The 23733-nt window shown below is 71.0% G+C and carries 24 protein-coding genes and 1 pseudogene; 19 read left to right on the top strand and 6 right to left on the bottom strand.

Annotated elements, in window-relative coordinates:
- Positions 1-6 precede the first annotated feature (6 nt).
- Complete coding sequence (gene yicI, locus OG210_RS02990; protein WP_328332678.1) at positions 7-2316, top strand: alpha-xylosidase; 2310 nt, start codon at positions 7-9, stop codon at positions 2314-2316.
- A 51-nt stretch (positions 2317-2367) separates the two neighbouring features.
- Here the strand turns inward: yicI and OG210_RS02985 are convergent, their stop codons facing one another.
- Positions 2368-3093: a peptidyl-tRNA hydrolase gene (locus tag OG210_RS02985; RefSeq protein ID WP_328332680.1), complete on the bottom strand. Its 726-nt coding sequence runs from the start codon at positions 3091-3093 to the stop codon at positions 2368-2370.
- 124 nt (positions 3094-3217) lie between these two features.
- Here OG210_RS02985 and OG210_RS02980 point away from each other — a divergent pair, with 124 nt between their 5' ends.
- From OG210_RS02980 to OG210_RS02965, 4 genes are all read left to right on the top strand, one after another.
- Positions 3218-3895, top strand: a complete 678-nt coding sequence (locus tag OG210_RS02980; RefSeq protein WP_328332682.1) for an AIM24 family protein — start codon at positions 3218-3220, stop codon at positions 3893-3895.
- Positions 3892-4761: an ABC transporter ATP-binding protein gene (locus tag OG210_RS02975; RefSeq protein ID WP_328335644.1), complete on the top strand. Its 870-nt coding sequence runs from the start codon at positions 3892-3894 to the stop codon at positions 4759-4761. The genes OG210_RS02980 and OG210_RS02975 overlap by 4 nt, the downstream gene beginning before the upstream one ends.
- The gene (locus OG210_RS02970; protein ID WP_328332684.1) at positions 4758-5426 is read left to right on the top strand and encodes an ABC transporter; all 669 of its coding nucleotides are present in this window, start codon (positions 4758-4760) and stop codon (positions 5424-5426) included. The genes OG210_RS02975 and OG210_RS02970 overlap by 4 nt, the downstream gene beginning before the upstream one ends.
- A 181-nt stretch (positions 5427-5607) precedes the next feature.
- Entirely contained in the window at positions 5608-5796 is a 189-nt protein-coding gene (locus OG210_RS02965; RefSeq protein WP_328332686.1) for a hypothetical protein, read from the top strand.
- Positions 5797-5839: 43 nt separating this feature from the next.
- Here the strand turns inward: OG210_RS02965 and OG210_RS02960 are convergent, their stop codons facing one another.
- Both OG210_RS02960 and zapE read right to left on the bottom strand, forming a co-directional pair.
- Positions 5840-6265 (bottom strand): OsmC family protein, encoded by a 426-nt coding sequence (locus tag OG210_RS02960; protein WP_328332688.1) that lies wholly within the window; start codon positions 6263-6265, stop codon positions 5840-5842.
- 55 nt (positions 6266-6320) lie between these two features.
- Positions 6321-7391 carry a cell division protein ZapE gene (zapE, locus tag OG210_RS02955; protein ID WP_328332690.1) on the bottom strand — a complete coding sequence of 357 codons (1071 nt, stop codon included), beginning with the start codon at positions 7389-7391 and terminating at the stop codon, positions 6321-6323.
- 35 nt (positions 7392-7426) lie between these two features.
- On the opposite strand from zapE, the gene OG210_RS02950 reads away from it, so the two are divergent.
- The 10 genes from OG210_RS02950 to OG210_RS02905 all read left to right on the top strand — a co-directional run bounded on the left by OG210_RS02950 (position 7427) and on the right by OG210_RS02905 (position 17424).
- On the top strand, positions 7427-8224 hold the full coding sequence (locus OG210_RS02950; RefSeq protein WP_371534924.1) for a pyrimidine reductase family protein: 798 nt from the start codon (positions 7427-7429) through the stop codon (positions 8222-8224).
- A 104-nt stretch (positions 8225-8328) separates the two neighbouring features.
- A complete protein-coding gene (locus OG210_RS02945; RefSeq protein WP_328332694.1) occupies positions 8329-8799 on the top strand; it encodes an indole-3-glycerol phosphate synthase in 471 nt (156 codons plus the stop codon).
- 47 nt (positions 8800-8846) lie between these two features.
- Positions 8847-10241, top strand: a complete 1395-nt coding sequence (gene murC, locus OG210_RS02940; protein WP_328332696.1) for a UDP-N-acetylmuramate--L-alanine ligase — start codon at positions 8847-8849, stop codon at positions 10239-10241.
- A gap of 9 nt (positions 10242-10250) precedes the next feature.
- A complete protein-coding gene (msrB, locus tag OG210_RS02935; protein ID WP_328332698.1) occupies positions 10251-10658 on the top strand; it encodes a peptide-methionine (R)-S-oxide reductase MsrB in 408 nt (135 codons plus the stop codon).
- A 142-nt stretch (positions 10659-10800) separates the two neighbouring features.
- The gene (locus OG210_RS02930; RefSeq protein ID WP_328332700.1) at positions 10801-11421 is read left to right on the top strand and encodes a TetR family transcriptional regulator; all 621 of its coding nucleotides are present in this window, start codon (positions 10801-10803) and stop codon (positions 11419-11421) included.
- A 7-nt stretch (positions 11422-11428) separates the two neighbouring features.
- Positions 11429-12190: a 4'-phosphopantetheinyl transferase superfamily protein gene (locus OG210_RS02925; protein WP_328332702.1), complete on the top strand. Its 762-nt coding sequence runs from the start codon at positions 11429-11431 to the stop codon at positions 12188-12190.
- 316 nt (positions 12191-12506) lie between these two features.
- The gene (locus OG210_RS02920) at positions 12507-13520 is read left to right on the top strand and encodes an ABC transporter permease subunit (protein ID WP_328332704.1); all 1014 of its coding nucleotides are present in this window, start codon (positions 12507-12509) and stop codon (positions 13518-13520) included.
- On the top strand, positions 13517-14455 hold the full coding sequence (locus tag OG210_RS02915; RefSeq protein ID WP_371534923.1) for a carbohydrate ABC transporter permease: 939 nt from the start codon (positions 13517-13519) through the stop codon (positions 14453-14455). The genes OG210_RS02920 and OG210_RS02915 overlap by 4 nt, the downstream gene beginning before the upstream one ends.
- A 51-nt stretch (positions 14456-14506) precedes the next feature.
- Complete coding sequence (locus OG210_RS02910) at positions 14507-16156, top strand: extracellular solute-binding protein (protein ID WP_328332706.1); 1650 nt, start codon at positions 14507-14509, stop codon at positions 16154-16156.
- 59 nt (positions 16157-16215) lie between these two features.
- A complete protein-coding gene (locus OG210_RS02905; protein WP_328332708.1) occupies positions 16216-17424 on the top strand; it encodes a Gfo/Idh/MocA family oxidoreductase in 1209 nt (402 codons plus the stop codon).
- Here the strand turns inward: OG210_RS02905 and OG210_RS02900 are convergent.
- Positions 17411-18196 carry a DeoR/GlpR family DNA-binding transcription regulator gene (locus tag OG210_RS02900; RefSeq protein ID WP_266851854.1) on the bottom strand — a complete coding sequence of 262 codons (786 nt, stop codon included), beginning with the start codon at positions 18194-18196 and terminating at the stop codon, positions 17411-17413. The genes OG210_RS02905 and OG210_RS02900 overlap by 14 nt on opposite strands.
- A gap of 124 nt (positions 18197-18320) precedes the next feature.
- Between OG210_RS02900 and OG210_RS02895 the strand changes: the two genes are divergently transcribed.
- Both OG210_RS02895 and OG210_RS02890 read left to right on the top strand, forming a co-directional pair.
- A complete protein-coding gene (locus OG210_RS02895) occupies positions 18321-19205 on the top strand; it encodes a sugar isomerase (protein ID WP_328332711.1) in 885 nt (294 codons plus the stop codon).
- 3 nt (positions 19206-19208) lie between these two features.
- Positions 19209-20066, top strand: a complete 858-nt coding sequence (locus tag OG210_RS02890) for a class II fructose-bisphosphate aldolase (RefSeq protein ID WP_328332713.1) — start codon at positions 19209-19211, stop codon at positions 20064-20066.
- A 190-nt stretch (positions 20067-20256) separates the two neighbouring features.
- On the opposite strand, the gene OG210_RS02885 is transcribed toward OG210_RS02890, so the two are convergent.
- Together OG210_RS02885 and OG210_RS02880 are read right to left on the bottom strand one after the other, a co-directional pair.
- Positions 20257-21747, bottom strand: a complete 1491-nt coding sequence (locus tag OG210_RS02885; RefSeq protein ID WP_371534922.1) for a hypothetical protein — start codon at positions 21745-21747, stop codon at positions 20257-20259.
- 34 nt (positions 21748-21781) lie between these two features.
- Positions 21782-21853: pseudogene (locus OG210_RS02880) on the bottom strand (VOC family protein); the annotation flags it as partial.
- A gap of 47 nt (positions 21854-21900) precedes the next feature.
- Between OG210_RS02880 and OG210_RS02875 the strand changes: the two are divergent.
- Together OG210_RS02875 and OG210_RS02870 are read left to right on the top strand one after the other, a co-directional pair.
- On the top strand, positions 21901-22521 hold the full coding sequence (locus OG210_RS02875) for a nucleoside/nucleotide kinase family protein (protein ID WP_328332717.1): 621 nt from the start codon (positions 21901-21903) through the stop codon (positions 22519-22521).
- Positions 22522-22581: 60 nt separating this feature from the next.
- Positions 22582-23706 (top strand): aminopeptidase P family protein, encoded by a 1125-nt coding sequence (locus OG210_RS02870; RefSeq protein WP_328332719.1) that lies wholly within the window; start codon positions 22582-22584, stop codon positions 23704-23706.
- Positions 23707-23733 lie beyond the last annotated feature (27 nt).

Here is a 23733-nt window from a genome sequence, read left to right as displayed (position 1 = left end):
GAACCGATGAAGTTCACCGACGGCTACTGGCTCATGCGCCCCGGCGTCAGTGCCCACCATGCGGTCTCCGTGGCGGACGCCGTTGTCACCGGCGACCGGCTGACCCTGTACGCGCCGGTGGGCCGGGTCGCGTCCCGGGGCGACACCCTCAACGGGCCGCTGCTGACGGTGGAATGCTGGTCGCCCGCCGAAGGTGTGATCGGCGTCCGCACCACCCACCACGGCGGACGGGCTCCCCGGCGGCCCGAGTTCGCCCTCAGCCCGTCGGAGGATTCCGCGGCCAGGGTTGTGCGCCGGGGATCCGTCATCGAACTCGCTTCCGGTGAGCTGTCGTTGACGGTCGACACCGAGGCGCCGTGGCAGCTGGACTTCAGCGGCGGCGGCCGGGCCCTGACCTCCGTCGGCCCGCGCGGCACCGGCTTCGCGGTCGGCGATGACGACCGGCACTTCATGCTCACGCAGCTGTCGCTGGGCGTCGGTGAGAGTGTGTACGGCCTCGGCGAGCGCTTCACGCCGTTCGTACGGAACGGCCAGAGCGTCGACATCTGGCAGGCCGACGGCGGGACGAGCAGCGAACAGGCCTACAAGAATGTCCCGTTCCACCTCACCGACCGGGGGTACGGAGTCTTCGTCAACCACCCCGGCCGGGTGTCCTACGAGGTCGGCTCGGAGTCCGTCGGGCGGGTCCAGTTCAGCGTCGAGGACCAGTCGCTGGAATTCTTCGTCGTGTATGGCCCGACACCCAAGGAGGTTCTCGCCCGCTACACGGCGCTGACCGGCCGCCCCGCGCTGCCGCCCGACTGGTCGTTCGGCCTGTGGCTGTCCACGTCCTTCACCACCTCCTACGACGAGACCACGGTCACCCGGTTCGTCACGCGCATGGCCGAGGCCGAAATTCCGCTGAGCGTCTTCCACTTCGACTGCTTCTGGATGCGCGAGTACCAGTGGAGCGACTTCGTCTGGGACCCGGACGTCTTCCCCGACCCGGTGGGCATGCTGGCCCGGCTCAAGGAGCAGGGCCTGCGGATCTGCGTATGGATCAATCCGTACATCGCCCAGAAGTCACCCCTGTTCGCTGAGGGCATGGCGCTCGGGCATCTGCTGAGGAAGCCGGACGGCGACGTATGGCAGTGGGACAGGTGGCAGGCCGGCATGGCGCTGGTCGACTTCACCAGCCCCGCGGCGCGGGACTGGTACGCGGGCAAGCTGCGGCTGCTGCTCGACCAGGGTGTGGACTGCTTCAAGACCGACTTCGGCGAGCGGGTGCCCGTCGACGTGGCCTGGTACGACGGCTCGGACCCGGAGCGGATGCACAACTACTACACGCAGTTGTACAACGAGACCGTCTTCGACCTGCTGCGGGAGGTGCGCGGCGAGGGGGAGGCCGTCGTCTTCGCCCGCTCGGCGACCACCGGAGGCCAGCGGCTGCCGGTGCACTGGGGCGGCGACTGCGAATCGTCGTTCGAGGCGATGGCCGAATCGCTGCGGGGCGGGCTGTCGCTCGGCCTTTCGGGCTTCGGTTTCTGGAGCCACGACATCGGGGGCTTCGAGGGCACGCCGACACCGGCACTGTTCAAACGCTGGGTCCAGTTCGGGCTGTTGTCGTCGCACAGCCGGCTGCACGGCAGCAGGTCCTACCGCGTCCCGTGGGACTACGGCGACGAGGCGGTCGCCGTCACCCGCTCCTTCACCCGGCTCAAGCACCGGCTGATGCCGTACCTGTACCGAGCCGCCGTCCAGGCGGCCGGGGCGGGTACACCGGTGATGCGCGCCATGGTGCTGGAGTTCCCCGACGACCCGGCCTGCCGGTTCCTCGACCGGCAGTACATGCTCGGCGACGACCTGCTGGTGGCGCCTGTCTTCACCGAGGACGGCACCGTCGAGTACTACCTGCCGGCCGGCACCTGGACCAACGTTCTTACCGGGGAACGGATCCCGGGGCGGGGCTGGCGGCGGGAGACGCACGGCTTCGACACCCTTCCGCTGCTCGCCAGGGAGGGCGCCGTCGTGCCGTTCGGAGCGGTCGCCGACAGGCCGGTGTACGACTGGGCGGACGGTGTGACGCTGGGCGTCCACGCCCCCGCCGACGGGTCGACGGCAGTGACGGCCGTCCCGCTGCCCGACGGCTCGGGAGAGGCGGCCGTCTTCACCACCCGGCGGTCGGGGGACGAGATCGTCGTGGAGACCGCGAGCGCACTGCCCTGGAACGTACTTCTGGTGGGCGCGAGCACAGCCAGGGGCGGCACATCGCATCCTCTCGGCGTGCTGTACTCCTGCCCGGCCGGCACACCCGGGCTGACGGCCCACTGGTCGTAGCAGGGTGCCGGCCGTGCCGGCCGAGCCGGCCAGGACATCCGGCAGCCCCGCCTACGGCCGTCGTCCGCGCGGGAGCGGGCAGAAGCGGCTGCCCCCTTCGGTCACGACGGTTTCCCCGGGCGCGATCTCGGTGAATCCCGCGTCATGCACGACCGGCAGCCCGCTCGTGGTCAGTTCGCCCCAGTGGCCGGGGGCCGCCGTCCGTACCGACAGCGGGAACCCGGCGGCCCGCCACGCGTCCCGCTCGGAGTCCGAAAGCTCCCACCAGGCGAGCTGGGCGCCATGGCCGGTCTGCGCCATCGACTTGCCCGCCGACATGTCCAGCCGGGGGTTGAGCCAGATGACCGGCGCGGTACGGTCCGGCGCGGGCAGCGGCCCGGAATCGTCCAGGTCGGTGCCGCTGACCTGGAGCTTCGCCAGCTCCTTCGGCCAGCCGTCCAGCGGCACCGGAGGGAAGACCCGTACCTCGGCCGCGGACCCGGTGACCGTGATGCCCGGCAGCGCCGACGCCTTGCGCCACTCGGCGCCGCGCGCCCGCCGTACGACCTTGCGGATCCGGGCGTCCTGCCAGTCCGCCATCGCCCGCGCCCATTCGCCGTCGCCCAGCGAGCGTTCGTCCGACAGCATCACGAGCACCGCACGCGCCGCCGTCTCCAGTGCGTCCGTACGGGCCGGAGGTTCGGCCTTCTCGATGTGGACCACCAGCGGAAGGACGAACTGCGGGGCCTCGTCGCGTGCCGTCGGCTCCGCCTGGAAGGGGCTGTCGTTGCTGCTCATCCGCCCCAGTCTGCCAGTCGGGTCCCGGCGGGTTTCCCGCGCATTCCCCCGGATTCCCGGCGGTGCCCGGCGGATTGTCGGCGGATTCTTGGCGGAGGGCAATCTTCCGGGTGAGGATGCCCCCATGAAGAGCGATCTTTTCCAGACCGAGCACATGGCGCAGCAGGCGACAGCCCCCGGGATGTCCCTGCAGAACGCCAAGTCGATCAAGTACACCGTCAACGGTGACATGCTCGCGCGACAGGGCGCGATGATCGCTTACCGGGGGAGTCTGCAGTTCGAGCGCAAGGGCCAGGGCATAGGCGGGATGCTCAAGCGGGCCGTCACCGGCGAGGGGCTGCCGCTGATGTCCGTCACCGGGCAGGGCGAGGCCTGGTTCGCGCACGAGGCGGCGAACTGCTTCATCGTCGACGTGGAGCAGGGCGACGCGATCACCATCAACGGCCGCAACGTGCTGTGCTTCGACTCCACGCTCTCGTACGAGATCAAGACCGTGAAGGGCTCGGGCATCGCGGGCGGCGGGCTCTTCAACAGCCTCTTCACCGGGTACGGCAAGCTCGGGCTGATCTGCGAGGGCAACCCCATCGTCATCCCGGTCACCCCGCAGCAGCCGGTCTACGTCGACACCGACGCGGTGGTCGGCTGGTCCGCCCAGCTGCAGACCTCGCTGCACCGCTCGCAGTCGATCGGCTCCATGATCCGCGGCGGCTCCGGTGAAGCCGTCCAACTGATGCTCCAGGGCGAGGGATTCGTGATCGTACGGCCCAGCGAGGCCAAGCCCGAGAAGCCGCAGCAGCACTGAGGCTCGAAGAGGTGGGCCGCCGGTACGGCCTCGGCGGCCCCTGGGTGCTGCGCGGGGTCGGCCTCGACCTGCCCACACGCTCGCTGGTCCGGGTCGAAGGCCCCAACGGCAGCGGAAAATCCACCCTGCTCCGGCTGCTCGCCGGGATCGACGTCCCGACAGCGGGCCGGATCACGGGCCGCCCCCGCACCGCGTACGTCCCCGAACGCTTCCCCGCCGCCCTGCCGTTCACCGCCACCGGCTATCTCGTGCACCTCGGCCGGATCCACGGTCTGCGGCGGGCCGTCGCCGCGGCGCGCGCCGAGGAGTGGCTGACCCGCTTCGGGGCGGCGGACCATGCCCGTACACCGATCGGCGAGCTGTCCAAGGGCACCGCACAGAAGGTCGCGGTCGCCCAGGCGCTGCTGGCCGGGCCCGAGTTGCTGATCCTCGACGAGGCCTGGACCGGCCTGGACACGGCGGCCCGTGCGGAGCTCGACCGCGCGGTCGCCGAGCGGGTCGCGGCCGGTGGCACGGCCGTCTTCGTCGACCACGATCCGCAGCGTCTGGCAGGCGCGGCCGATCTGCGGCTGCGGGTCGAGGGGACCGCGCTCGTCCAGGTCCCCGCGGTGCCGGCACAGCAGACCGCGGCCCGGGGGCGCGCGGTCCGGATCGAGGCCGGCGGGCCGCCGGGGGCGGTGGTCCCCGCCGGGCTGCCGGGGAGCCCGGCGCACGAAAGCCGGGCGGACACCACGGTGTTCACCGTCTCCGCCGCGTACTCCGACGCCCTGTTGCGCGCCCTGCTCGCGGCGCGCCCGCCCTGGCACATCCGCGCGGTCACCGCCGCCGGCTCTCTCGCGGAGCCGCTCACCGACGGGGAACGATGACCGCACTGCTCCGCTACCAGGCGGCTCTGCTGCTCCGCTCCCAGCGCTGGCTGCCGCCCGTGCTGCTGTACGGGATCTTCCTCGCGGTGGGCGCCGGGAGCGGCGATCCGGTGCTCGACTCGCTCGGCTACGGCGCCGCCGCGCTGCTGCCGGTCGCGGCCTGGCTGGTACGGATCTGCGTCAACCAGGAACCTGCGGCCGCCCGCGACTGCGTCGCGGCCGCGACCGGCCCGCGCCGGGGCCATCTCGCCTCGCTGGGCGTCGCCGCGGGGTGCGCGGCCCTGCTCGGCTGCGCGGGCACCCTGGTGATCACGCTGATCAGCTCCCCGACCGACACCGGCCACCAGGTGGCCGTTCCGCTGCTCCCGGCCGGGGTGGCCGGGCTGCTCGCCTCGTTCGTCTCCGTGCTGACCGGCGCCGCCGCGGGCGCGGTCCTCACCCGCCCGGTGCTGCACGGCAGGGGCTGGTCGGTCGCGGCCACCTCACTCGCCGCGCTCCTGCTGCTGGTCACCAGGGGCTCGCCCGCCCGGACTGCGGTGTACGGCCTGGTCTCCGGGTCGCGCACCGGCACCGTGCACACCCCGGTGCTGCCTCTGTTCGTCGCGGTGCTGGTCGCGGCCCCGGCGGCCGCGGTCGCGAGCGCGCTCGCCGCACGGCGGGGCTGAGCGGGGGAGCCCGGCCGGGCAGGGGCTGGGCCGAGCGCGGCCGGCCCGGCTGAGGCGGGGGCCCGGTTGGGACAGCGGCCGACTGAGACAGCGGCCGACTGAGACAGCGGCCGGTTGGGACAGTGGCCGGTTGAGACAGCGCCCGGCTGAGGCAGAGGCGCGGCTGAGTAGGCTCGTACGCATGGACGAGTCCTACTGCGAGGCCCCTGCGGCACCCGCACCCGCACCCGGAGCCGCACCGGGCGGCCCTCCCTACGCCGAGTGCGTGCTGTGCCGCAAGCCGACCGAGTACCCGGAGTCGACGCGCGGTGCGACGCTCTGCCCCGTCTGCGAGTGGCAGGAGGCGGGCCGGACCGCCTGCTCCGGCTGAGAGCGGGCCGGCCGGGGCGTGCCCGGCCGGCGGGAACGGCGGCTCAGCTCAGCTTGGCGCTCAGCGTGATCTTCGTACCCGTGAGGGCCTGGCTGACCGGGCAGTTGGCCTTGGCGTCCTCGGCCGCCGCGGTGAAGCCGTCCGCGTCGATGCCCGGAACCTCGCCCTCTACGGTGAGGTGGATACCGGTGATGCCCTCGCCCGGCTGGAAGGTGACCTCCGCCTGCGTGACCAGCCTGGTGGGCGGATTGCCCGCACCGGTCAGGCCGTTCGAGAGGGCCATCGAGAAGCAGCTGGAGTGCGCGGCCGCGATGAGCTCCTCCGGGCTGGTCCTGCCGTTCGCCGTCTCGGCACGGGAGGCCCAGGTGACCGGGTATTCGCCGATGCCCGAGGTGTCGAGGGTGACCGTGCCCGAGCCCTTGAAGAGCTCGCCCTCCCAGACCGTGTGGGCGACACGCGTGGTGGCCATGTTGATTCCCTTCAGGCGGCGGATCCGGTGGCGGATCCGGTGGCGGATTTCCAACCTACTGGCCCACCAGCGGCTTTGCGTCGCGTGCCAGCGCCGTCAGCCGGGAGATCGCCCGGAAGTACTTCTTGCGGTATCCGCCGTTCAGCATCTCGTCACTGAAGAGCCGGTCGAAGGGGAGCCCGGAGGCGAGTACCGGGACCTCCCGGTCGTAGAGCCGGTCGGCGAGTACGACCAGACGCAGCGCCGTCGACTGGTCGTCCACCGGCTGCACACCGGTGAGGCAGACCGCGCTGATGCCCTCGGTCAGTGCGCCGTACCGGCTCGGGTGGATCCGGGCGACATGGTCGAGGAGGGCGGGGAAGGGGTCGAGCGAGGCGCCGGCGGTCGCGTACGCCGCCTTGGTGACCTGCTCGTCGTCGTACGGGGCGGGGGCCTCGGGCAGACCCCGGTGGCGGTAGTCGTCGCCATCGATCCGCAGCGGCCTGAAGTGGGCCGAGAGCCCCTGGATCTCCCGCAGGAAGTCGGCCGCCGCGAACCGGCCCTCGCCGAGCTTGCCGGGCAGTGTGTTGGAGGTGGCGGCGAGTGCGACGCCCGCCTCGACCAGCCTGCTGAGCAGCGAGGAGACCAGCACGGTGTCGCCCGGGTCGTCCAGCTCGAACTCGTCGATGCAGAGCAGCCGGTGGCTGCTCAGCGTCTGGACGGTCTGCTGGAAGCCCAGCGCGCCGACCAGATTGGTCAGTTCGACGAAGGTGCCGAACGCCTTGTGCTCCGCCGGGGCGGGCGTGGCGTGCCAGAGGGAGGCGAGCAGATGGGTCTTGCCCACGCCGTAGCCGCCGTCGAGATAGACACCGCGCGGCCCCGCGGGCGCGGCCGGCTTGCGGCCGCCGAACCAGCGCTTGCGGCCCGCGCCACTGGCCGTCGCCCCGCCGAGCCCCGCGGCGAAGGCGCTGAGCACGGTCACCGCCTCGCTCTGGCTCGGCTGGTTCGGGTCCGGTACGTACGTATCGAAGCGGACCGAGTCGAAGCGCGGTGGCGGCACCATCTCGGCGACCAGACGGTCGGCCGGGACGCGCGGCTCGCGGGCGCACAGGGACTGGGGGACCACTTCAGCTATGGGCGACGACACGACCCCAGCGTAATGGCCATGCCACACTGCCTGACATGCGACGCCTGCTCCCTGTGACCGACCAGACACCTGCCGCTCCCGGAACGGAGCAGCCCGGCGGGGCTGCTCGTGAGTGGAGCCTGGACGAGCTCGCCGAGGCCTACGCGTATCCGGCGGACACCGGACAGGACCGTGGGTGGCTGCGCGCCAACATGGTCTCCTCGCTCGACGGCGCCGCCCAGCACGAGGGACGCTCGCAGCCGATCTCGACCGAGACGGACATGCGGATCTTCGGCACCCTGCGCGCGCTCGCCGATGTGGTGGTGGTCGGCGCGGAAACCGTACGTCTGGAGGGGTACCGCCCGGCGAAGGCGCGGGCGGCCTTCGCCGAGCGGCGCGAGGCGGCCGGGCAGGGCCCCGCGCCGGCCATCGCGGTGGTCAGCGCGAGTCTGGACCTGAACTTCTCGCTTCCGCTGTTCACCGCTCCGCTCGTGCCGACCCTGGTGATCACCGGCGCAGGGGCTCCGCAGGACCGGCTGGAAGCGGCGCGGCAGGCGGGTGCGCGGGTCGTGATCGCGGGGGACGCGCGTGCGGTCGACCCGGCCAGGGCCGTGCGGGAGCTGGTCGCTCTCGGTTTCCGGCGGCTGCTGACCGAGGGCGGGCCGCGGATGCTCGGTCAGTTCGTGTCGGCCGGGGTGCTGGACGAGCTGTGCCTGACGCTCTCGCCGATGCTCACATCGGGTGATGCCCAGCGCATCGTGGGTGGTCCGGGGCTCGCGGTGCCCGACCGGTTCGCCCTGGCCGCACTGCTGGAAGAGGCCGGGTTCCTTTTTGCCCGATACGTTCGTATCTGACAATCTGCGGAATCTACCGTTCCGCTTACCGTTCTTTGGGCAGACTTAGATCGCAGACCCCGTGCGGGCACGGGGAAGGATGGTTTCAGCAGAAGGGCCCTCAGTTGTTCACGAGCGTATTGATGATCGAGAAACCTCTGACGTCCGAGGACGTGGAGTTCGTGACCACGCTGCACGGGGACGATCCCGTCTCCTTCATCGTGCTCATGCAGCCACGAGGCGACCAGGCGGACTTCCTGCTCCGGGCGATCGACGACGTGGCCCTGGGCGAACTCGACGAGGCGGGCCGCGAGACCGAGGTGCCGGAAGGGCAGGCGGCGAGGATCCCGGCGGAATCCGCGCTCCTGCAGTCGCTGGAGGCGCTGCGGGCCACCGGCTGCAAGGCGGCAGGACGGGTCGTCGAGGAGCATCCGCTCGATGTGCTGCAGTCCGTGGTCATGGAGGAGTCGGCCGATGAGGTGATCGTGCTCACCGCGCCGCACTACGTGGAGGAGTTCTTCCACCGGGACTGGGCCTCGCGGGCCCGTCACAAGGTGGGCGTACCGGTGCTCAAACTCTTCGCGCACAGCGAATAGGCTGGGGCCTTCCATTCCGCAGAAGTACAGCTTGGGGAGACACCCGTATGGCACCCGGTAGCCCGACCGCCATGGACCGACCGCACTTCATCGGCATCGGCGGCGCCGGGATGTCGGGCATCGCGAAGATCCTCGCCCAGCGCGGCGCCCAGGTGGCCGGCAGCGACGCCCGTGACTCCCCGGCCGCCGAGGCGCTGCGCGGGCTGGGTGTGACGGTGCACGTGGGCCACGCGGCCGGGCATCTGGCGGAGGACGCGACCTGCGTCGTCGTCTCCAGCGCCATCCGCGAGGACAACCCGGAGCTGGTCCGTGCCGCGGAGCTGTCCATCCCGGTGGTGCACCGCTCGGACGCGCTCGCCTCGCTGATGAGGGGGCTGCGCTCCATCGCGGTGGCCGGCACGCACGGCAAGACGACGACCACCTCGATGCTCGCCGTGGCCCTGACCGAGCTCGCGCTCGACCCGGCGTACGCGATCGGCGGCGACCTGGCGGGCCCCGGTACGAACGCCCGGCACGGCAAGGGCGACATCTTCGTCGCGGAGGCCGACGAGAGCGACCGCAGCTTCCAGAAGTACGACCCCGAGGTCGCCGTCGTCCTCAACGTCGAGCTGGACCACCACGCCAACTACGCCTCGATGGACGAGATCTACGACTCCTTCGAGACCTTCGTGGGCAAGATCGTCCCCGGCGGCACCCTGGTCATCAACGCCGACCAGCCGGGCGCGGTCGAACTGACCGCCCGGGTCCGCGACCTCTCCACCCTGAAGGTCGTCACCTACGGCGCGTCCGACACGGCCGACGTACGCGTCCACAAGGTCACCCCGCGCGGTCTGACCAGCGAGGTCACGGTCCTGCTCAACGGGAAGTTCCTGACCTTCACGGTCTCGGTCCCCGGCCGCCACTACGCCCACAACGCGGTCGCCGCCCTGGCGGCCGGTGTCGCCCTCGGTATCCCGGCGCACAACCTGGCGTCCGCGCTCGGCAAGTACACCGGGGTCAAGCGCCGCCTCCAGCTCAAGGGCGAGGCGGCGGGGGTCCAGGTCGTCGACTCGTACGCCCATCACCCCACCGAGATGACCGCCGACCTCGAAGCGATGCGCGGCGCGGTCGGCGACGCGCGGATCCTGGTGGTCTTCCAGCCCCACCTGTTCTCCCGCACCCAGGAGCTGGGCATCGAGATGGGCCAGGCGCTGCGCCTCGCGGACGCCTCGGTGGTGCTGGACATCTACCCGGCCCGCGAGGACCCGATCCCGGGCATCACCAGCGAGCTGATCATCGATGCAGCCCGCGCGGCGGGCGCCGACGTGACGGCCGTCCACGACAAGGAGCAGGTCCCGGCGACCGTCGCGGGAATGGCGAAGCCCGGTGATCTCGTTCTCACCATGGGAGCGGGCGACGTCACCGACCTCGGCCCGCGGATCCTGGACCACCTGTCGAGCTGAGGGAGCGCCATGCCGTACGACATCGAGAAGCCGGACGAGCAGTGGCGGGCCGAGCTGTCCGAAGCGGAGTACGCAGTGCTGCGCAAGGCCGGCACCGAGCCCGCCTTCGTCGGCGAGTACACGGACACGAAGACGACCGGTGTCTACTCGTGCCGGGCCTGTGACGCCGAGCTCTTCCGCTCGGACACCAAGTTCGAATCGCACTGCGGCTGGCCGTCCTTCTACGATCCGAAGGACACCGACGCGGTTGAACTGATCGAGGACACCTCGCACGGGATGCGCCGGATCGAGGTGCGCTGCGCGAGGTGCGGCTCGCACCTCGGACATGTCTTCGAGGGCGAGGGCTATCCGACCCCGACCGACCAGCGGTACTGCATCAACTCCATCTCGTTGCGGCTCACGCCGGACGCGGGCTGAGAGTACCGGGCTGAGAGCAAACCGGGCAGGGCCCCGCGGCCACAGCGCCGCGGGGCCCTGCCCGCGCCCGCCCTCTCCGGCCTTGGCTGCGGAAGCGGCACCGAGGTGGCCACACGAGCGCCCCGGCACGGAGAATCACCGTATGAGCCCCACGGAGACCCCGACCGCCTCCGCGACGCCCGCTCCCGGGCTGCGCGAGCGCAAGAAGCTGAAGACCCGGCGGACCATCCGGCGTGAGGCGTACCGCCTCTTCGCCGAGCAGGGGTACGCGGCGACGACGGTCGACCGGATCGCCGAGGCGGCCGAGGTCTCGCCCAGCACCTTCTTCCGGTACTTCCCCACCAAGGAGGACGTGGTCCTCGTCGACGAGTACGCCCCGGTGCTCGCGGAGGCGCTGAAGTCCCGGCCGGCCGGCGAACCGGTCGTGGAGGCCGTCCGGCACGCGTTCACCGGCACGCTGGCCCAACTCCTGGGCGCCGACCGGGAAGAGCTGCTGTTCAGAACCCGGCTCGCCTTCACCGTCCCCGCCATCAGGGTGCGTGCGGCGGACGAGCAGCTGCGCAGCCAGGACGCCGTCGCCGCACTGATCGTGGAGCGAACGGGCCGCGAACCGGGCGACCTTGAGGTGCACTGCGCCGCCGCGGCGATCACCGCTGTCTTCTCGGCGGTCGTCCGGTACTGGACGGAGGGCGGCGGCGCCGAGGATCTCGCCGCGCTCTTCGACCGTCAACTGTCCCTGCTCTCGGCCGGGTTGAGGATCTGACGTGCGGATGACACAGCCGGGGGGCATCCCGGGGCCCGGTCTGCGAACCGGCAGGTTCGGGGCGTTCGCACTGGAGGCGGAGGCGGAGGCGGAGGCGGGGGAGCCGGGCGCGAGGGAGCCGGTGACCGGTTCGGTCGTGCTGGTCGAGTCCTACGGTGACCCCGTGGAGACGGCCCCGCTCCTCCCCGGGGAGGAGCAGTTGGTGGCGCGCGCGGTGCCCTCCCGCAGGGCCGAGTTCGCGACGGCGCGGGCCTGCGCCCGGGCGGCGCTGGCCCAGCTCGGAGTGGCGCCCGCCGCCATCCTGCGCGGCGCCCGGGGCGAGCCGCTGTGGCCCGCCGGGATCGTCGGCGCCATGACGCACTGCGCGGGTTACCGTGCGGCCGCCGTGGCCCGCGCGGCCGATGTGGTGGCGCTCGGCATGGACGCCGAGCCGCACCTCCCGATGCCGGGTCAGGGAGAACTGCAGCTGGTCACCGTGGCCGAGGAGCGGCGGCAGCTGCCGGAGCTGGCCGCCCGGCGCCCGGAGGTCTGCTGGGACCGGCTGCTCTTCAGCGCCAAGGAGAGCGTGTACAAGGCCTGGTACCCGATCACCGGCCGGTGGCTCGGTTTCGAGGATGCCGTGATCACCCCGGACCCGGACTCCGGCACGTTCACCGCACGGCTGCTCGTGCCAGGACCCGTGGTCGCCGGGAAGACGCTCACCGGATTCGACGGAACCTGGACGATACGGGACGGACTGATCCGCACCGCGGTCGCCGTCGGCCACTGACACCGGCGCGCCCGGGTGAACTCCGGCCGTCTCCGTCCCCGCGTACTCCGTTTCTCCGCCGCCCAGTTGGGGACGAGGGCGGCCGAAGCGACCCCCGTGAGCCCCTGCCGTGCAGGTCAGAGACCGTTCCGTGCTCGAAGAGTGCGTGAAACGTGCTCGTAACTGCGCTGTCAAAGGTTTTTCCGAGCAGCTCTTGTCATTTCCATCTCGGGCAGTGCAGGATCAGTGCATCTTGCAGGCCAGAACACCAGATTCCGCTTTTGGACGGGGTTCGGCAGGTCTGCGTCCCCTGACCACCCTCTACGCGGAGGTGACTGTGTCGGCCGCTGCGCCCACTTCGCCCCGTCCGTCCACATCTCAGTCGGAAGCCCCTGACGACAAGCCGTCCTCCCCGGTCGTACCCCCGGCCGGGAGCCCTCGCGGGCGGAAGTCGTTCGGTCAGCGGTTCCGGCGTGACCGCATGCTTCTGCTGCTGTGTGTGCCGGGCGTCCTGTACTTCGCGGTGTTCTTCTATCTGCCGCTGGCTGGCAACGTCGTCGCGTTCCAGGACTACCAGCCGTTCCTCGGCTTCAAGTCGAGCCCGTTCGTCGGCTTCCAGAACTTCACCGCGCTGCTAGCCCAGCCGGAGTTCTGGTCCGCCGTGCGCAACACGCTGGAGATCACCGTCCTCCAGCTGATCCTCTACTTCCCGGCCCCCATCGCCCTGGCGCTGCTGCTCAACTCCCTGGTCGGGGAGAAGGTCAGGCGGCTCGTCCAGACCGTCGTGTACCTCCCGCACTTCCTGTCCTGGGTCGTGGTCGTGGCGATGTTCCAGCAGGTCTTCGGCGGTACCGGCACGGTCACCAGCCTGCTGCAGAACCACGGCCTCGCGGTCGGCAACATCATGAGCAACCCGGACACCTTCAAGGTGCTCGTCACCTCGGAGATGATCTGGAAGGACTGCGGCTACGGCGCGATCATCTTCCTCGCCGCGATGGCCTCCATCGACATGACGCAGTACGAGTCGGCCGCGATGGACGGCGCGGGCACCTGGCGGCGCATGTGGCACGTCACCCTGCCCGGGATCCGGCCGGTGATCATCATGATGCTGATCCTGCGCCTCGGCGACATCCTCTCGGTCGGTTTCGAGCAGATGCTGCTCCAGCGCGACGCGGTGGGACCCGATGCGTCGGAAGTGCTCGACACCTACGTCTACTACCACGGCGTGATCGACGGGGACTGGGGCATGAGCACGGCCGCAGGGCTGATGAAGGGCGTGATCGGCCTCGGGCTGATCGTCGCGGCGAACAAGCTGGCCCACCGCTTCGGTGAGCAGGGGGTCTACCGATGACCACGTCAGTCGCTCCGAAGCGAGAGAACTACCTGGCCCGGCTGCGGTCCGGCGGGCAGCGCCCACCGTGGATGGAACGCCCCAGCTGGTTCGGCCAGGGCGCGAAGGCGCTCGCGCTCGCGCTGATCGTCGTCATGGTGACGTACCCGTTCCTGCTGGCGCTCGGCACCAGCCTGGCCGGCCAGAAGGAGCTGGAGGCGCGCGGCGGTTACGTGCTCATTCCGCACCACCCGACGTTCCAGGCGTACAGCGTGCTGCTCCAGGGCGGTGTGGTGACCCGGGCGACGCTGGTGAGCATCGGGATCACCCTGATCGGCACCGCGCTCAGCCTGCTCTGCACGGTCACGCTGGCCTACGGCCTCTCCCGGCCCGGGATGCTGATGGGCAAGCCCATCCTGCTGATCGTGCTCGGCACCTTCCTGTTCGCGCCGGGCATCATCCCCACATATCTCGTGGTGCAGCAGCTCGGTCTGCTCGACAGTTATGCGTCGCTGATCCTGCCGGTCCTGCTCAATGTGTTCAACGTGATCGTGGTGCGGGCGTTCTTCCAGGGAATTCCCACCGAGCTGTACGAGGCCGCACGTCTCGACGGCGCGGGTGAACTGGCCATTCTCTGCCGCATCGTGCTGCCGCTCTCCAAGGCCGTCATCGCGGTGGCGGGACTCTTCTACGCGGTCAGTTACTGGAACAGTTTCTTCAACGCCCTGCTGTTCATGAACGACTCGGGGAAATACCCGCTCCAGGTCATCCTGCGCTCGTATGTCGTCCAGGGCGAGACGATCAACGCCCACGCACTCGGCGTGAATGTGCTGCCGCCCTCGATCTCACTCCAGATGGCCGTGCTCATCATCGCGCTCGTGCCGATCCTGCTGGTCTACCCGTTCCTGCAGAAGCACTTCGCCAAGGGTGTCCTCACGGGCGCCGTCAAGGGCTGACCTCTCTCACCGGCCGATCCCTCTCACCGGTCCTGCCTTCCCAGGAGAATCATGTCTTCTCAGCACGTCAACCGGCGTACGTTCCTCGGCGCCGCGGGTGTCGTCGGACTCGCCGCCACCGGAATGTCGACGCTCACCGGGTGTTCCACCGGGACCGCTGCCGCGGGCAAGGGCGCCGAAGCGTTCAACAAGGTCAAGCTCCCGACGTACGTGCCCGCCAAGGTCGCGGCGCCGGACCTCGCGGGCAGCGCTGAGGGCCTGGACGCCGCCTACCTCCGCTACCCGAAGAACCTGGTCAAGTCGGTCGCCGCGCCGCCCGGCGACGGCTCACCGATCACCGCTCTGACGGAGACCTTCACGACGCCGGCTCCCGCGATGGGCAAGAACGCCTACTGGAAGGAGCTCAACAAGCGCCTGGGTTCGGAATTCAGGATGAACATCGTCGTCGAGACCACCGACGACAGCTACTCGTCCAAGTTCAACGCGGCGATAGCGGGCGGCGAGATTCCCGACCTCGTGTGGATTCCCCCGAACCAGGGGCTGCGCCGGATTCCCGAACTGCTGGACGCGAAGTTCCAGGACCTCACCGCGCATCTCTCGGGCGACGCGGTCAAGAAGTACCCGAACCTCGCCAACCTCCCGGAATTCGCCTGGAAGACGGCCGTCATCAACGGCAAGATCTTCGGCGTACCGGTGGCGTACGGCCGTATGGGCCAGGTCTATGTCACCAATGAGGACTTCTGGAAGCCGGTCGGCGGTGCCACTTTCACCAGCGCCGATGACTTCCTCGCCAAGGGCAAGGAACTGCTGGACGTCAAGCGCCACAAGTACGTTCTGGAGCCCGCCTATGTGAACCATGTCGGCATGTACGCCCAGTGGTTCGGCGCCCCCTCCGGATGGTCCCTGAAGAACGGCAAACTGGTCCACCAGTTCGAGACCGACGAATACCGCGAGGCGCTGGAATTCGGAGTGAAGGTCAGCAAGGCCGGGCTGTTCTGGCCGGACCCGAACCTCACCACGACCCGCGAGAAGATGGCGCAGGGCTCCCTCGGCGCGTACGTCCAGTCCTTCCCCTCCTTCCTGGTGGACGTCAAGACATACAACTTCCCCTTCGGGATGATCCTTCCGTTCGCCGCCAAGGCCGGGGTGACCCCGCACTTCTACTACGGTCTCGGCTCGGTCGGCTTCACCGCGATCAACAAGAAGGCCGACAAGAAGCGTCTGGACATGCTCCTCAAGGTCCTCGACTACCTCGCTGCCCCGTTCGGCACCGAGGAGCGGCTGTTCCTCGACAACGGGATCGAGGGAACGCACTTCCACCGCACAGCGAAGGGCGACGTCGAGCTGACGGACAAGGGCAACGCGGAAGCCGTGACGACGGGGATGCCGGTCTCCTTCCTGGCCAACGCACCCGAGTACCTCTACCTGCCGGGCCAGGCCGATCTGACCCGCCGGATCCACGACTGGCAGAAGAAGCTCATCGCCATGGCCGTGATCAACCCGACGGTCGGCCACTACTCCGACACGAACGCCAGCCAGGGCGCCTCGCTGACGATGGCCGTCAACGACGGCATCAAGGACATCGTCGCCGGGCGCAAGCCGGTCTCGGCATACGACGGCCTGGTGCGCACCTGGCGCTCCGGCGGCGGAGACAAGATCCGCGCCGAGTTCGAGAAGTCCATCGCGCTGACCACCAAGTGACCGGCGGTACCGCCACCGCCACCACCGCCGCATCCGCACAACTGCGTTCAAGGAGCACCATGCAAGACCTCCGTATCGGCGTGGTCGGCCTCGGTCTGCGGGCCAATCTGGCCGATGCCGCCCACCGTCCCGGCGCCGGGTCCGTCGTGACCGCCGTCGCCGACACCGACCCCGCCGTGCGGGCCACGGTGGCGGACCGGTTCGCCGGGGCGGTCGCCGTGGACGACTACCGCAAGCTGCTCGACGACGACACGGTCGACGCCGTCATCGTGGCCACCCCCGACGACACCCACGAGGCCGTCGCCTGCGACATCCTGCGCGCGGGCAAGCCGGTGTACGTGGAGAAGCCGCTCGGCATCACCGTCGAACAGTGCGACACCATCCTGCGCACCGCACACGAGACCGGCACCCGGCTCTACGTCGGCCACAACATGCGGCACATGGGTGTGGTGCGGCTGATGCGCGACATCATCGCGCGCGGCGACATCGGTGAGCCGAAGACCGTGTGGGTGCGGCACTTCGTCTCGTACGGCGGCGACTACTACTTCAAGGACTGGCACGCCGACCGCACCCGCACCACCGGGCTGCTGCTCCAGAAGGCCGCCCACGACATCGACGTGGTGCACTGGCTGGCCAACGGCTACACCTCGCGCGTCAACGCCATGGGCGACCTCATGATGTACGGGGACCTGCCGCGCCGCGAGCCGGGCACCCCGCGGCCCGACGGCTGGCTGCGGGAGTTCGACTGGCCGCCGGCCACCCGCAAGGACCTCCACCACGTGGTGGACGTCGAGGACGTGTCGGTCATGAACATGCGGCTGGACAACGGCGTGATCGCCGCCTACCAGCAGTGCCACTTCAGCCCCGACTACTTCCGCAACTACACGGTCATCGGGACCGAGGGACGTCTGGAGAACTTCGGCGACCGGCCGGGCGACGAGGTCAAGGTCTGGAACACCGGCCCGACCGGCTACCGGGCCGACGCCGACGTGGTCTACAAGGTGCCGGACTCGAAGGGCTCGCACGGCGGTTCGGACGAGCGGATCATCGGTGAGTTCTGCCGCTTCGCCAGGGACGGCGGGGTGACCGACACCTCGCCGGTCGCCGCCCGGATGAGTGTGGCCGCCGGAGTGATGGCCACGCAGTCGCTGCGGTCCGGCGGGACGCCGTACGACGTACCGCCGCTGGACCCGGAGCTGATCGCCTACTTCGAGTCGGGGCAGCAGCGGGGCGCGCGGGACGCGGCTCCGGGGCTCACACCGCGATGACCTCGACACCGGCATCGGTGAAGAGAGCGGTCATCTCCTCACTGATGCCGGTGTCCGTGACCAGGGTGTCCACCTGGTCGGTGGTGCAGATCCTGGCGAAGGCACGGGTCCCGAGCTTGGTGGAGTCCGCCGCGACGACCACGCGCTCGGCGCGCTCGCACAGCAGCCGGTTGATGCCCGCCTCGTCCTCGTGGTGCGCGGCGGCGCCATGGACGACATCGAAGCCGTTCACCCCGAGCACGGCGGTGTCCATGGTGATCTGGCCGAGTACGCCGTCGGCGAGGGGGCCCGTCAGCTCGTACGACTGGGGGCGGGCCACCCCGCCGGTCACCACGATCTTGAACTGGGGCCTGATCGCCAGCTCGTTGGCGATGTTCAGCGCGTTGGTCACGACGGTGAGCGCCGGGGTGCCGGACGCCAGGTCGGGCCGGACGGCGAGCGCGCGGGCCACCTCCGTGGTGGTGGTGCCGCCGGTCAGGCCGACCGCCTCGCCCGCGGTGATCAGCTCGGCCACGGCCTGCGCGATGCGCTGCTTCTCGGAGGCGCGCCGGGCTGTCTTGTAGCGCAGCGGGAGTTCATAGCTGACACCGTGGACGACGGCGCCGCCGCGGGTGCGCACCAGCATCTGCTGCTGGGCGAGTTGGTCGAAATCGCGCCTGATGGTGGCGGCCGAGACATCGAGGGCGAGAGCCGCCGCTTCGACATCGAGGCGGCCCTGCTCGACGAGCAGTTCCAGGAGTGCCTTCCAACGCGCGTCGCGGGACTGGGACATCTCTCGCACTCTCCTCTTCGGTGGAACGCTGTGACCTTAACCCAGAAACGCTTACTTGCTTGATTGTGCTTGAAACAACGCAGTATCTTGCAGAAACAATCATTACCTTGAGGGGTGGATCAGCATGAGCCATGTCCAGAACGAGCTGGCCAGTCAGCCCGAGTGCTGGGAGCGCGCCGCGGCGCTGGCCGGGAGCCAGGCGGCGGCGCTGCCGGCCGCCGGGGAGCGCGTCGCGATCGTCGGCTGCGGTACCTCGTGGTTCATGGCGCAGGCCGTGGCCGCGCTGCGGGAGGGGGCGGGCCAGGGGGAGACCGACGCCTTCGCCGCGTCCGAGTTCCCCTTCAGCCGCAGCTACGACCGGGTGATCGCACTCAGCCGCTCGGGCACCACGACCGAGGTGCTCGAACTCCTCGGCAGGGTACGGGGACAGGCCCGGACGACCGCCATCACCGGTGACCCCAAGACCCCGGTCATGGAGGCCGCCGACGACATCGTCGTCCTCGACTTCGCCGACGAGCAGTCCGTCGTCCAGACCCGGTTCGCCACCACCGCGCTCACCCTGCTCCGCGCCCACCTCGGCCTGCACACGGACGCCGTGGTGGCCGACGCGCGGACCGCGCTCGCCGAGCCGCTGCCCGAAGGGCTCGTGGACTGCTCGCAGTTCACCTTCCTCGGCCGCGGCTGGAGCAACGGCCTGGCGCAGGAGGCCGCGCTGAAGATGCGGGAGGCGTCGCTCTCCTGGACCGAGGCGTACCCGGCCATGGAGTACCGCCACGGTCCGATCAGCATCACCACCGAGGGCACCGCCACCTGGATGTTCGGCGAGACCCCCGAGGGCCTGGAGGAGCAGGTCCGCTCCACCCGCGGGATGTGGGTGGCCGGCGGTCTCGACCCGCTCGCCGAGCTGGTACGGGCACAGCGCCTCGCCGTCGCCATCGCGGCCGCGCGCGGCCTCGACCCGGACTCGCCGCGTCACCTCACCCGCTCCGTCATCCTCGCCGAGGGCTGAGCGATGTCCCTTGCCGAGAGCGGCGCGCTGGTCGCGGACGCCGCCGCGCGGCGCGGCGCGGTGGCCGCGTTCAACATCATCACGCTGGAGCACGCCGAGGCGGTGATAGCCGGGGCCGAGGCGGCTGGCTCCCCGGTCATCCTCCAGATCAGCGAGAACGCGGTGAAGTACCGGCAGGGCCAGGTGCTTCCGCTGGCCCGCGCCGCCGCCGAACTGGCCGGGGCGGCAGCCGTACCGGTCGCCCTCCACCTCGACCACGTGAAGAGCGACGCCCTGCTGAGGCAGGCCGCCGACGCCGGGTTCAGCTCGGTGATGTACGACGCAGCGCACCTTCCGTACGCGGAGAACCTCGCCGCGACCCGTGATGCGGCCGCCTGGGCGCATGCCCAGGGGCTGTGGATCGAGGCCGAGTTGGGCGAGGTCGGAGGCAAGGACGGGGCGGCGCCGCTGGACGCGCACGCACCCGGAGCGCGGACCCGTCCGGAGGAGGCCGCCGCCTTTGTGGCCGAGTCCGGGGTGGACGCGCTCGCCGTCGCGATCGGCAGCTCGCACGCGATGACCTCGCGCACCGCGGTCCTCGACCACGAACTGCTCGGCAGGCTGCGGGATACCGTCGGCGTGCCGCTGGTGCTGCACGGCTCCTCCGGGGTGCCGGACGCCGAACTGTCGGCGGCCGTCACCGGCGGTATCGCCAAGGTCAACATCGGTACGGCGCTGAACATCGCCATGACCGCGGCGATCCGTGAGGTGCTGACGGCGCAGCCCGATGCGGTCGACTCGCGGAAGTACCTCAAGGCCGGGCGGCAGGCGATGGCGGACACCGTCACCGGGCTGGTCAAGCTGGTCGGAAGCACCGTCTGACGAGACGGGCCGGGGGCCGGTCGCGGCGCCGGGACGGGGGGCACCGTGAGCCGGACGCGGCTGTGCGGACACGGATTGCTCCGGCGGCAGGTACGGAAGCGTGCCTGCCGCCGAAGCCCGGACAGCCGAACAGCGCGCCGCCTGCTGCCGCGCGGTGCGATTTCAGCCGGGCCACGGCCCACCCGCGGTGCTACTTGAGCCGGGCCACGGCCCACTTCGTCTCCTGGGCCAGCATGCCGAGGCTCCGCTGGGCGGACTTGCCCATTCCGGCGTGCAGTTCTCTGGCGACGGCCAGCGACTCCAGGGCGATCGGCGCGATTCCCGCGCCGGCGGCCGCCCGGGCGAGCTCGAAGTGCTCGGCGGCGACCATCCGTCCCAGGCCCAGCCGCCGCCACCGCCGCTCGGAACCGTCCGTGTCGAGGATCTCCGGGACCGGCCGCAGGGTCCGCCAGGCCGCCGGCAGGTCACCGGTGCGCCGCTCGAGCTCGGCGAGCCTGCGGCACGCCACCCCCCGGTCGCGCGGCTCGTCCACCAGAGCGGCGTGCCCGGACTGGGCGCGCGCCGCCTGGCCGAGGTCGCCGAGCGCCTCCAGCTCGACGCTCAGCACCCGCAGCAGATCGGCCTGTTCACCGGAGGCGGCTGCTACGGCTGCGTCCAGGATGCGCAGCAGCGCCACCCGTGCGAGCTCGGTGCGGCCCTGCCGCCTGGCCAGCCGTATCCAGGTCAGCTCAGGCTCCCGTGCGGGGTCATCGCCCAGGTGCGAGCCGTCGAGCCCGCGCGCCCACTCCGCGACGGCTCCCGGCTGCTCGGGGATCTCGGGCAGGCCCCAACGGGCGGCCTGAGGTGCGGCATGGGCGGCGCGCAGCAGCGGCAGATCCTCCGCGCTGCCGTGCAGCGCGACCAGTACGGCGGCGAGCCGCAGCTCCTCACTCGTCCCCGCATCAGCGGTCTCGGCCGCCAGCAGACAGCGCAGCAGCGGCAGATCGCGGTCCTGCCGGTCGAACTGCGCCGCACGCAGCACCGTGGCGCGCCGCGCCTTGTCGCCCGTCACTTCGGCCCACTGCGCCGTGTCGTCGCGGAGCCGGGCCAGATCCGCCAGACCGGGACTCAGCACCGTCTCGCGCAGGGGCGTGCGCGGATGCGGATCGAGCCGCGCGCGGGCCCGGCCGCCGGCCGTGTCGAGCAGCAGATGGTCCGGCTCGGTACGGAGCAGGGCCGTGTGCAGCCGGGCGAACAGCTCGGCGGGGGAGCGGACGGGCAGCCCCAGCGCCCCGCGCAGTGCGGCCCGCCGGGCGTCGAGATCCGGCTGCGACTCCCGTATCGCCTCCTCCGACGCGGTCACCGCGGCAGGCAGTCCCGCCCCGGCCCCGGCGGGGGACAGACGCACCAGACCGAGCCACCCGGGCAGCCCGACCGCCAGCTCCAGCGCCTCGTCGGCGCTCGCGGCGACGAGCCCGGCCGTGCCGTCACCCGATGCGTACAGCACGGGCCCTCCGCCGCACACGAAGAACGTGCCACCCGCACCGTCCCCGGCCACCGCCTCCAGCGGGGCGCCCGACGCCAGCCGGACCGCCGCGCCGTGCGCAGCCCCGGCCACGTCGAAACCGAAGGGGAACGCCGCCACTTCGGCCAGCTCCGGCCGGTCCACGAGGAGAGCGATGGCACGTCCGTAAAACGTCATACGGGAAACGTAACAGCCATGTCCGACATGACTCTCACGCCGGTTGCAGAAGGTCCCACCGGTTCCCGTGGAGGTCCTCGAGGACGGCGACCGAACCGTACGGCTCACGTACCCGCTCGCGCGGAGGCGCCAGCTGTGGCGACAATGGCCGCCATGACTGCGCAGCACCTCATCGACCGTGCCCGGCTGCTCGCCGGGGCCGGGCACCGGCGGATCCTTGGCATCGCCGGCCCGCCGGGCGCCGGGAAGTCCACGCTCGCCGCCGGTCTCGCCGACGCGCTCGGGCCGAGTGCCGTCGTGGTGCCGATGGACGGTTTCCACCTCGCCGGGGCCGAACTGCGCCGCCTCGGCCGCGCCGACCGCAAGGGCGCTCCCGACACTTTTGACGACGCCGGGTACGTGGCACTGCTCGCCCGGCTGCGTACGCCCGGCAGCGACGTGGTGTACGCGCCCGCCTTCGACCGCGCGCTGGAGGAACCCGTCGCGGGATCGGTGGCGGTCGACCCCGGCGTGCCGCTCGTGATCACCGAGGGGAACTATCTGCTGCACTGGCCGCGTGTGAGGGCCCTGCTCGACGAGGCGTGGTTCATCGGTGACGAAAGCCCCCGGAGCCCCGGGAACGAGGCCCGCGTCCGGAGACTCGTCGAGCGTCACATCCGGTACGGCAGGAGCCGCGCGGAGGCCGAGCGCTGGGTGCACCGGTCCGACGAGGCCAACGCCCGGCTCATCGAGCGCACCAGGGACCGGGCCGACCTGCTCGTGCCGCACCTCTGAGAGGCACACTGCTCACGACAACGCGTCGCGTCCGCGGGCGCGGCCCGGCAGGATGGGGCCATGTCCACCGAACCCGTACCGTTCACCGCCGACGACTACCGCGCCCGTATGGCCCGTGCCGCACAGAGCGCGGCCGACGCCGGACTCGCCGGAGTGCTCGTCGCCCCCGGCCCCGACCTCGTCCACCTCACCGGCTACCGGCCGACCGCAGCCACCGAGCGGATGACCATGCTGGTCATCACGGCAGGCCAGGACCCGGTCCTCGTCGTACCGACGCTGGAGGCCGCGGACGCCGAACACGCCGTCGGCGCCCCCGCGCTCACCCTGCTGGACTGGACGGACGGGAAGGATCCGTACGGCATCACCGCCGAGCTCCTCAGCCCGGACGGCCGGTTCGCGGTCAGCGACAACGGATGGGCGATGCATCTGCTCGGGCTCCAGCGCGCCCTGCCCGACAGCTCGTACCAGTCGCTGACGGAAGCCCTGCCGATGCTGCGGGCCGTGAAGGACGCGCCCGAGCTGGCCCGCCTCGAAGCGGCGGGCGCCGCGGCCGACGCCACGTACGAGGAGATCCTCAAGGTCCGTTTCTCCGGGCGCAGGGAATCCGACGTCGCGGCCGATCTGGCCGCGCTGCTGCGGCAGTTCGGGCACTCGCAGGTGGACTTCACGGTGGTCGGCTCCGGCCCGAACGGCGCCAACCCGCACCACGAGGCGGGCGAACGGGTCATCGGGACCGGCGACATGGTCGTCCTGGACTTCGGCGGCCTCAAGGAGGGGTACGGCTCCGACACCTCCCGCACCGTCCACGTCGGCGCCCCGGACGCCGAGGAGCAGCGGGTGCACGACATTGTCCGCGAGGCGCAGGACGCGGGCTGCCGGGCGGTGCGTCCCGGCATCGCCTGCCAGGAGATCGACCGGGTGGCGCGCGCGGTCATCACCGAAGCCGGGTACGGCGAGCGGTTCATCCACCGCACCGGCCACGGCATCGGTGTCACCACCCATGAGCCCCCGTACATGATCGAGGGCGAGGAGCAGCCGCTGGTGCCCGGTATGTGCTTCTCCGTCGAGCCGGGCATCTACCTCCCCGGCCGCTTCGGCGTGCGGATCGAGGACATCGTGACCGTCACCGGGGACGGCGGGCGGCGGCTGAACACCACCCGGCGCGAGCTGGCGATCGTCGAGTAGCCGCCCCGCATCACCTCACCGATGACG

Source organism: Streptomyces sp. NBC_00466 (genome assembly GCF_041433995.1).
In the GTDB taxonomy this organism is placed as follows: domain Bacteria; phylum Actinomycetota; class Actinomycetes; order Streptomycetales; family Streptomycetaceae; genus Streptomyces.
This window is presented reverse-complemented; position numbering and strand designations above follow the sequence as displayed.

Bases quoted from the DNA above. Each gene is read 5' to 3' on its own strand.
- yicI (WP_328332678.1), top strand. From the start codon at position 7: ATGAAGTTCACCGACGGCTACTGGCTCATGCGCCCCGGCGTCAGTGCC.
- OG210_RS02985 (WP_328332680.1), bottom strand. From the start codon at position 3,093: ATGAGCAGCAACGACAGCCCCTTCCAGGCGGAGCCGACGGCACGCGAC.
- OG210_RS02980 (WP_328332682.1), top strand. From the start codon at position 3,218: ATGAAGAGCGATCTTTTCCAGACCGAGCACATGGCGCAGCAGGCGACA.
- OG210_RS02970 (WP_328332684.1), top strand. From the start codon at position 4,758: ATGACCGCACTGCTCCGCTACCAGGCGGCTCTGCTGCTCCGCTCCCAG.
- OG210_RS02965 (WP_328332686.1), top strand. From the start codon at position 5,608: ATGGACGAGTCCTACTGCGAGGCCCCTGCGGCACCCGCACCCGCACCC.
- OG210_RS02960 (WP_328332688.1), bottom strand. From the start codon at position 6,265: ATGGCCACCACGCGTGTCGCCCACACGGTCTGGGAGGGCGAGCTCTTC.
- OG210_RS02950 (WP_371534924.1), top strand. From the start codon at position 7,427: ATGCGACGCCTGCTCCCTGTGACCGACCAGACACCTGCCGCTCCCGGA.
- murC (WP_328332696.1), top strand. From the start codon at position 8,847: ATGGCACCCGGTAGCCCGACCGCCATGGACCGACCGCACTTCATCGGC.
- msrB (WP_328332698.1), top strand. From the start codon at position 10,251: ATGCCGTACGACATCGAGAAGCCGGACGAGCAGTGGCGGGCCGAGCTG.
- OG210_RS02930 (WP_328332700.1), top strand. From the start codon at position 10,801: ATGAGCCCCACGGAGACCCCGACCGCCTCCGCGACGCCCGCTCCCGGG.
- OG210_RS02925 (WP_328332702.1), top strand. From the start codon at position 11,429: ATGACACAGCCGGGGGGCATCCCGGGGCCCGGTCTGCGAACCGGCAGG.
- OG210_RS02915 (WP_371534923.1), top strand. From the start codon at position 13,517: ATGACCACGTCAGTCGCTCCGAAGCGAGAGAACTACCTGGCCCGGCTG.
- OG210_RS02910 (WP_328332706.1), top strand. From the start codon at position 14,507: ATGTCTTCTCAGCACGTCAACCGGCGTACGTTCCTCGGCGCCGCGGGT.
- OG210_RS02905 (WP_328332708.1), top strand. From the start codon at position 16,216: ATGCAAGACCTCCGTATCGGCGTGGTCGGCCTCGGTCTGCGGGCCAAT.
- OG210_RS02900 (WP_266851854.1), bottom strand. From the start codon at position 18,196: ATGTCCCAGTCCCGCGACGCGCGTTGGAAGGCACTCCTGGAACTGCTC.
- OG210_RS02895 (WP_328332711.1), top strand. From the start codon at position 18,321: ATGAGCCATGTCCAGAACGAGCTGGCCAGTCAGCCCGAGTGCTGGGAG.
- OG210_RS02890 (WP_328332713.1), top strand. From the start codon at position 19,209: ATGTCCCTTGCCGAGAGCGGCGCGCTGGTCGCGGACGCCGCCGCGCGG.
- OG210_RS02885 (WP_371534922.1), bottom strand. From the start codon at position 21,747: ATGACGTTTTACGGACGTGCCATCGCTCTCCTCGTGGACCGGCCGGAG.
- OG210_RS02875 (WP_328332717.1), top strand. From the start codon at position 21,901: ATGACTGCGCAGCACCTCATCGACCGTGCCCGGCTGCTCGCCGGGGCC.
- OG210_RS02870 (WP_328332719.1), top strand. From the start codon at position 22,582: ATGTCCACCGAACCCGTACCGTTCACCGCCGACGACTACCGCGCCCGT.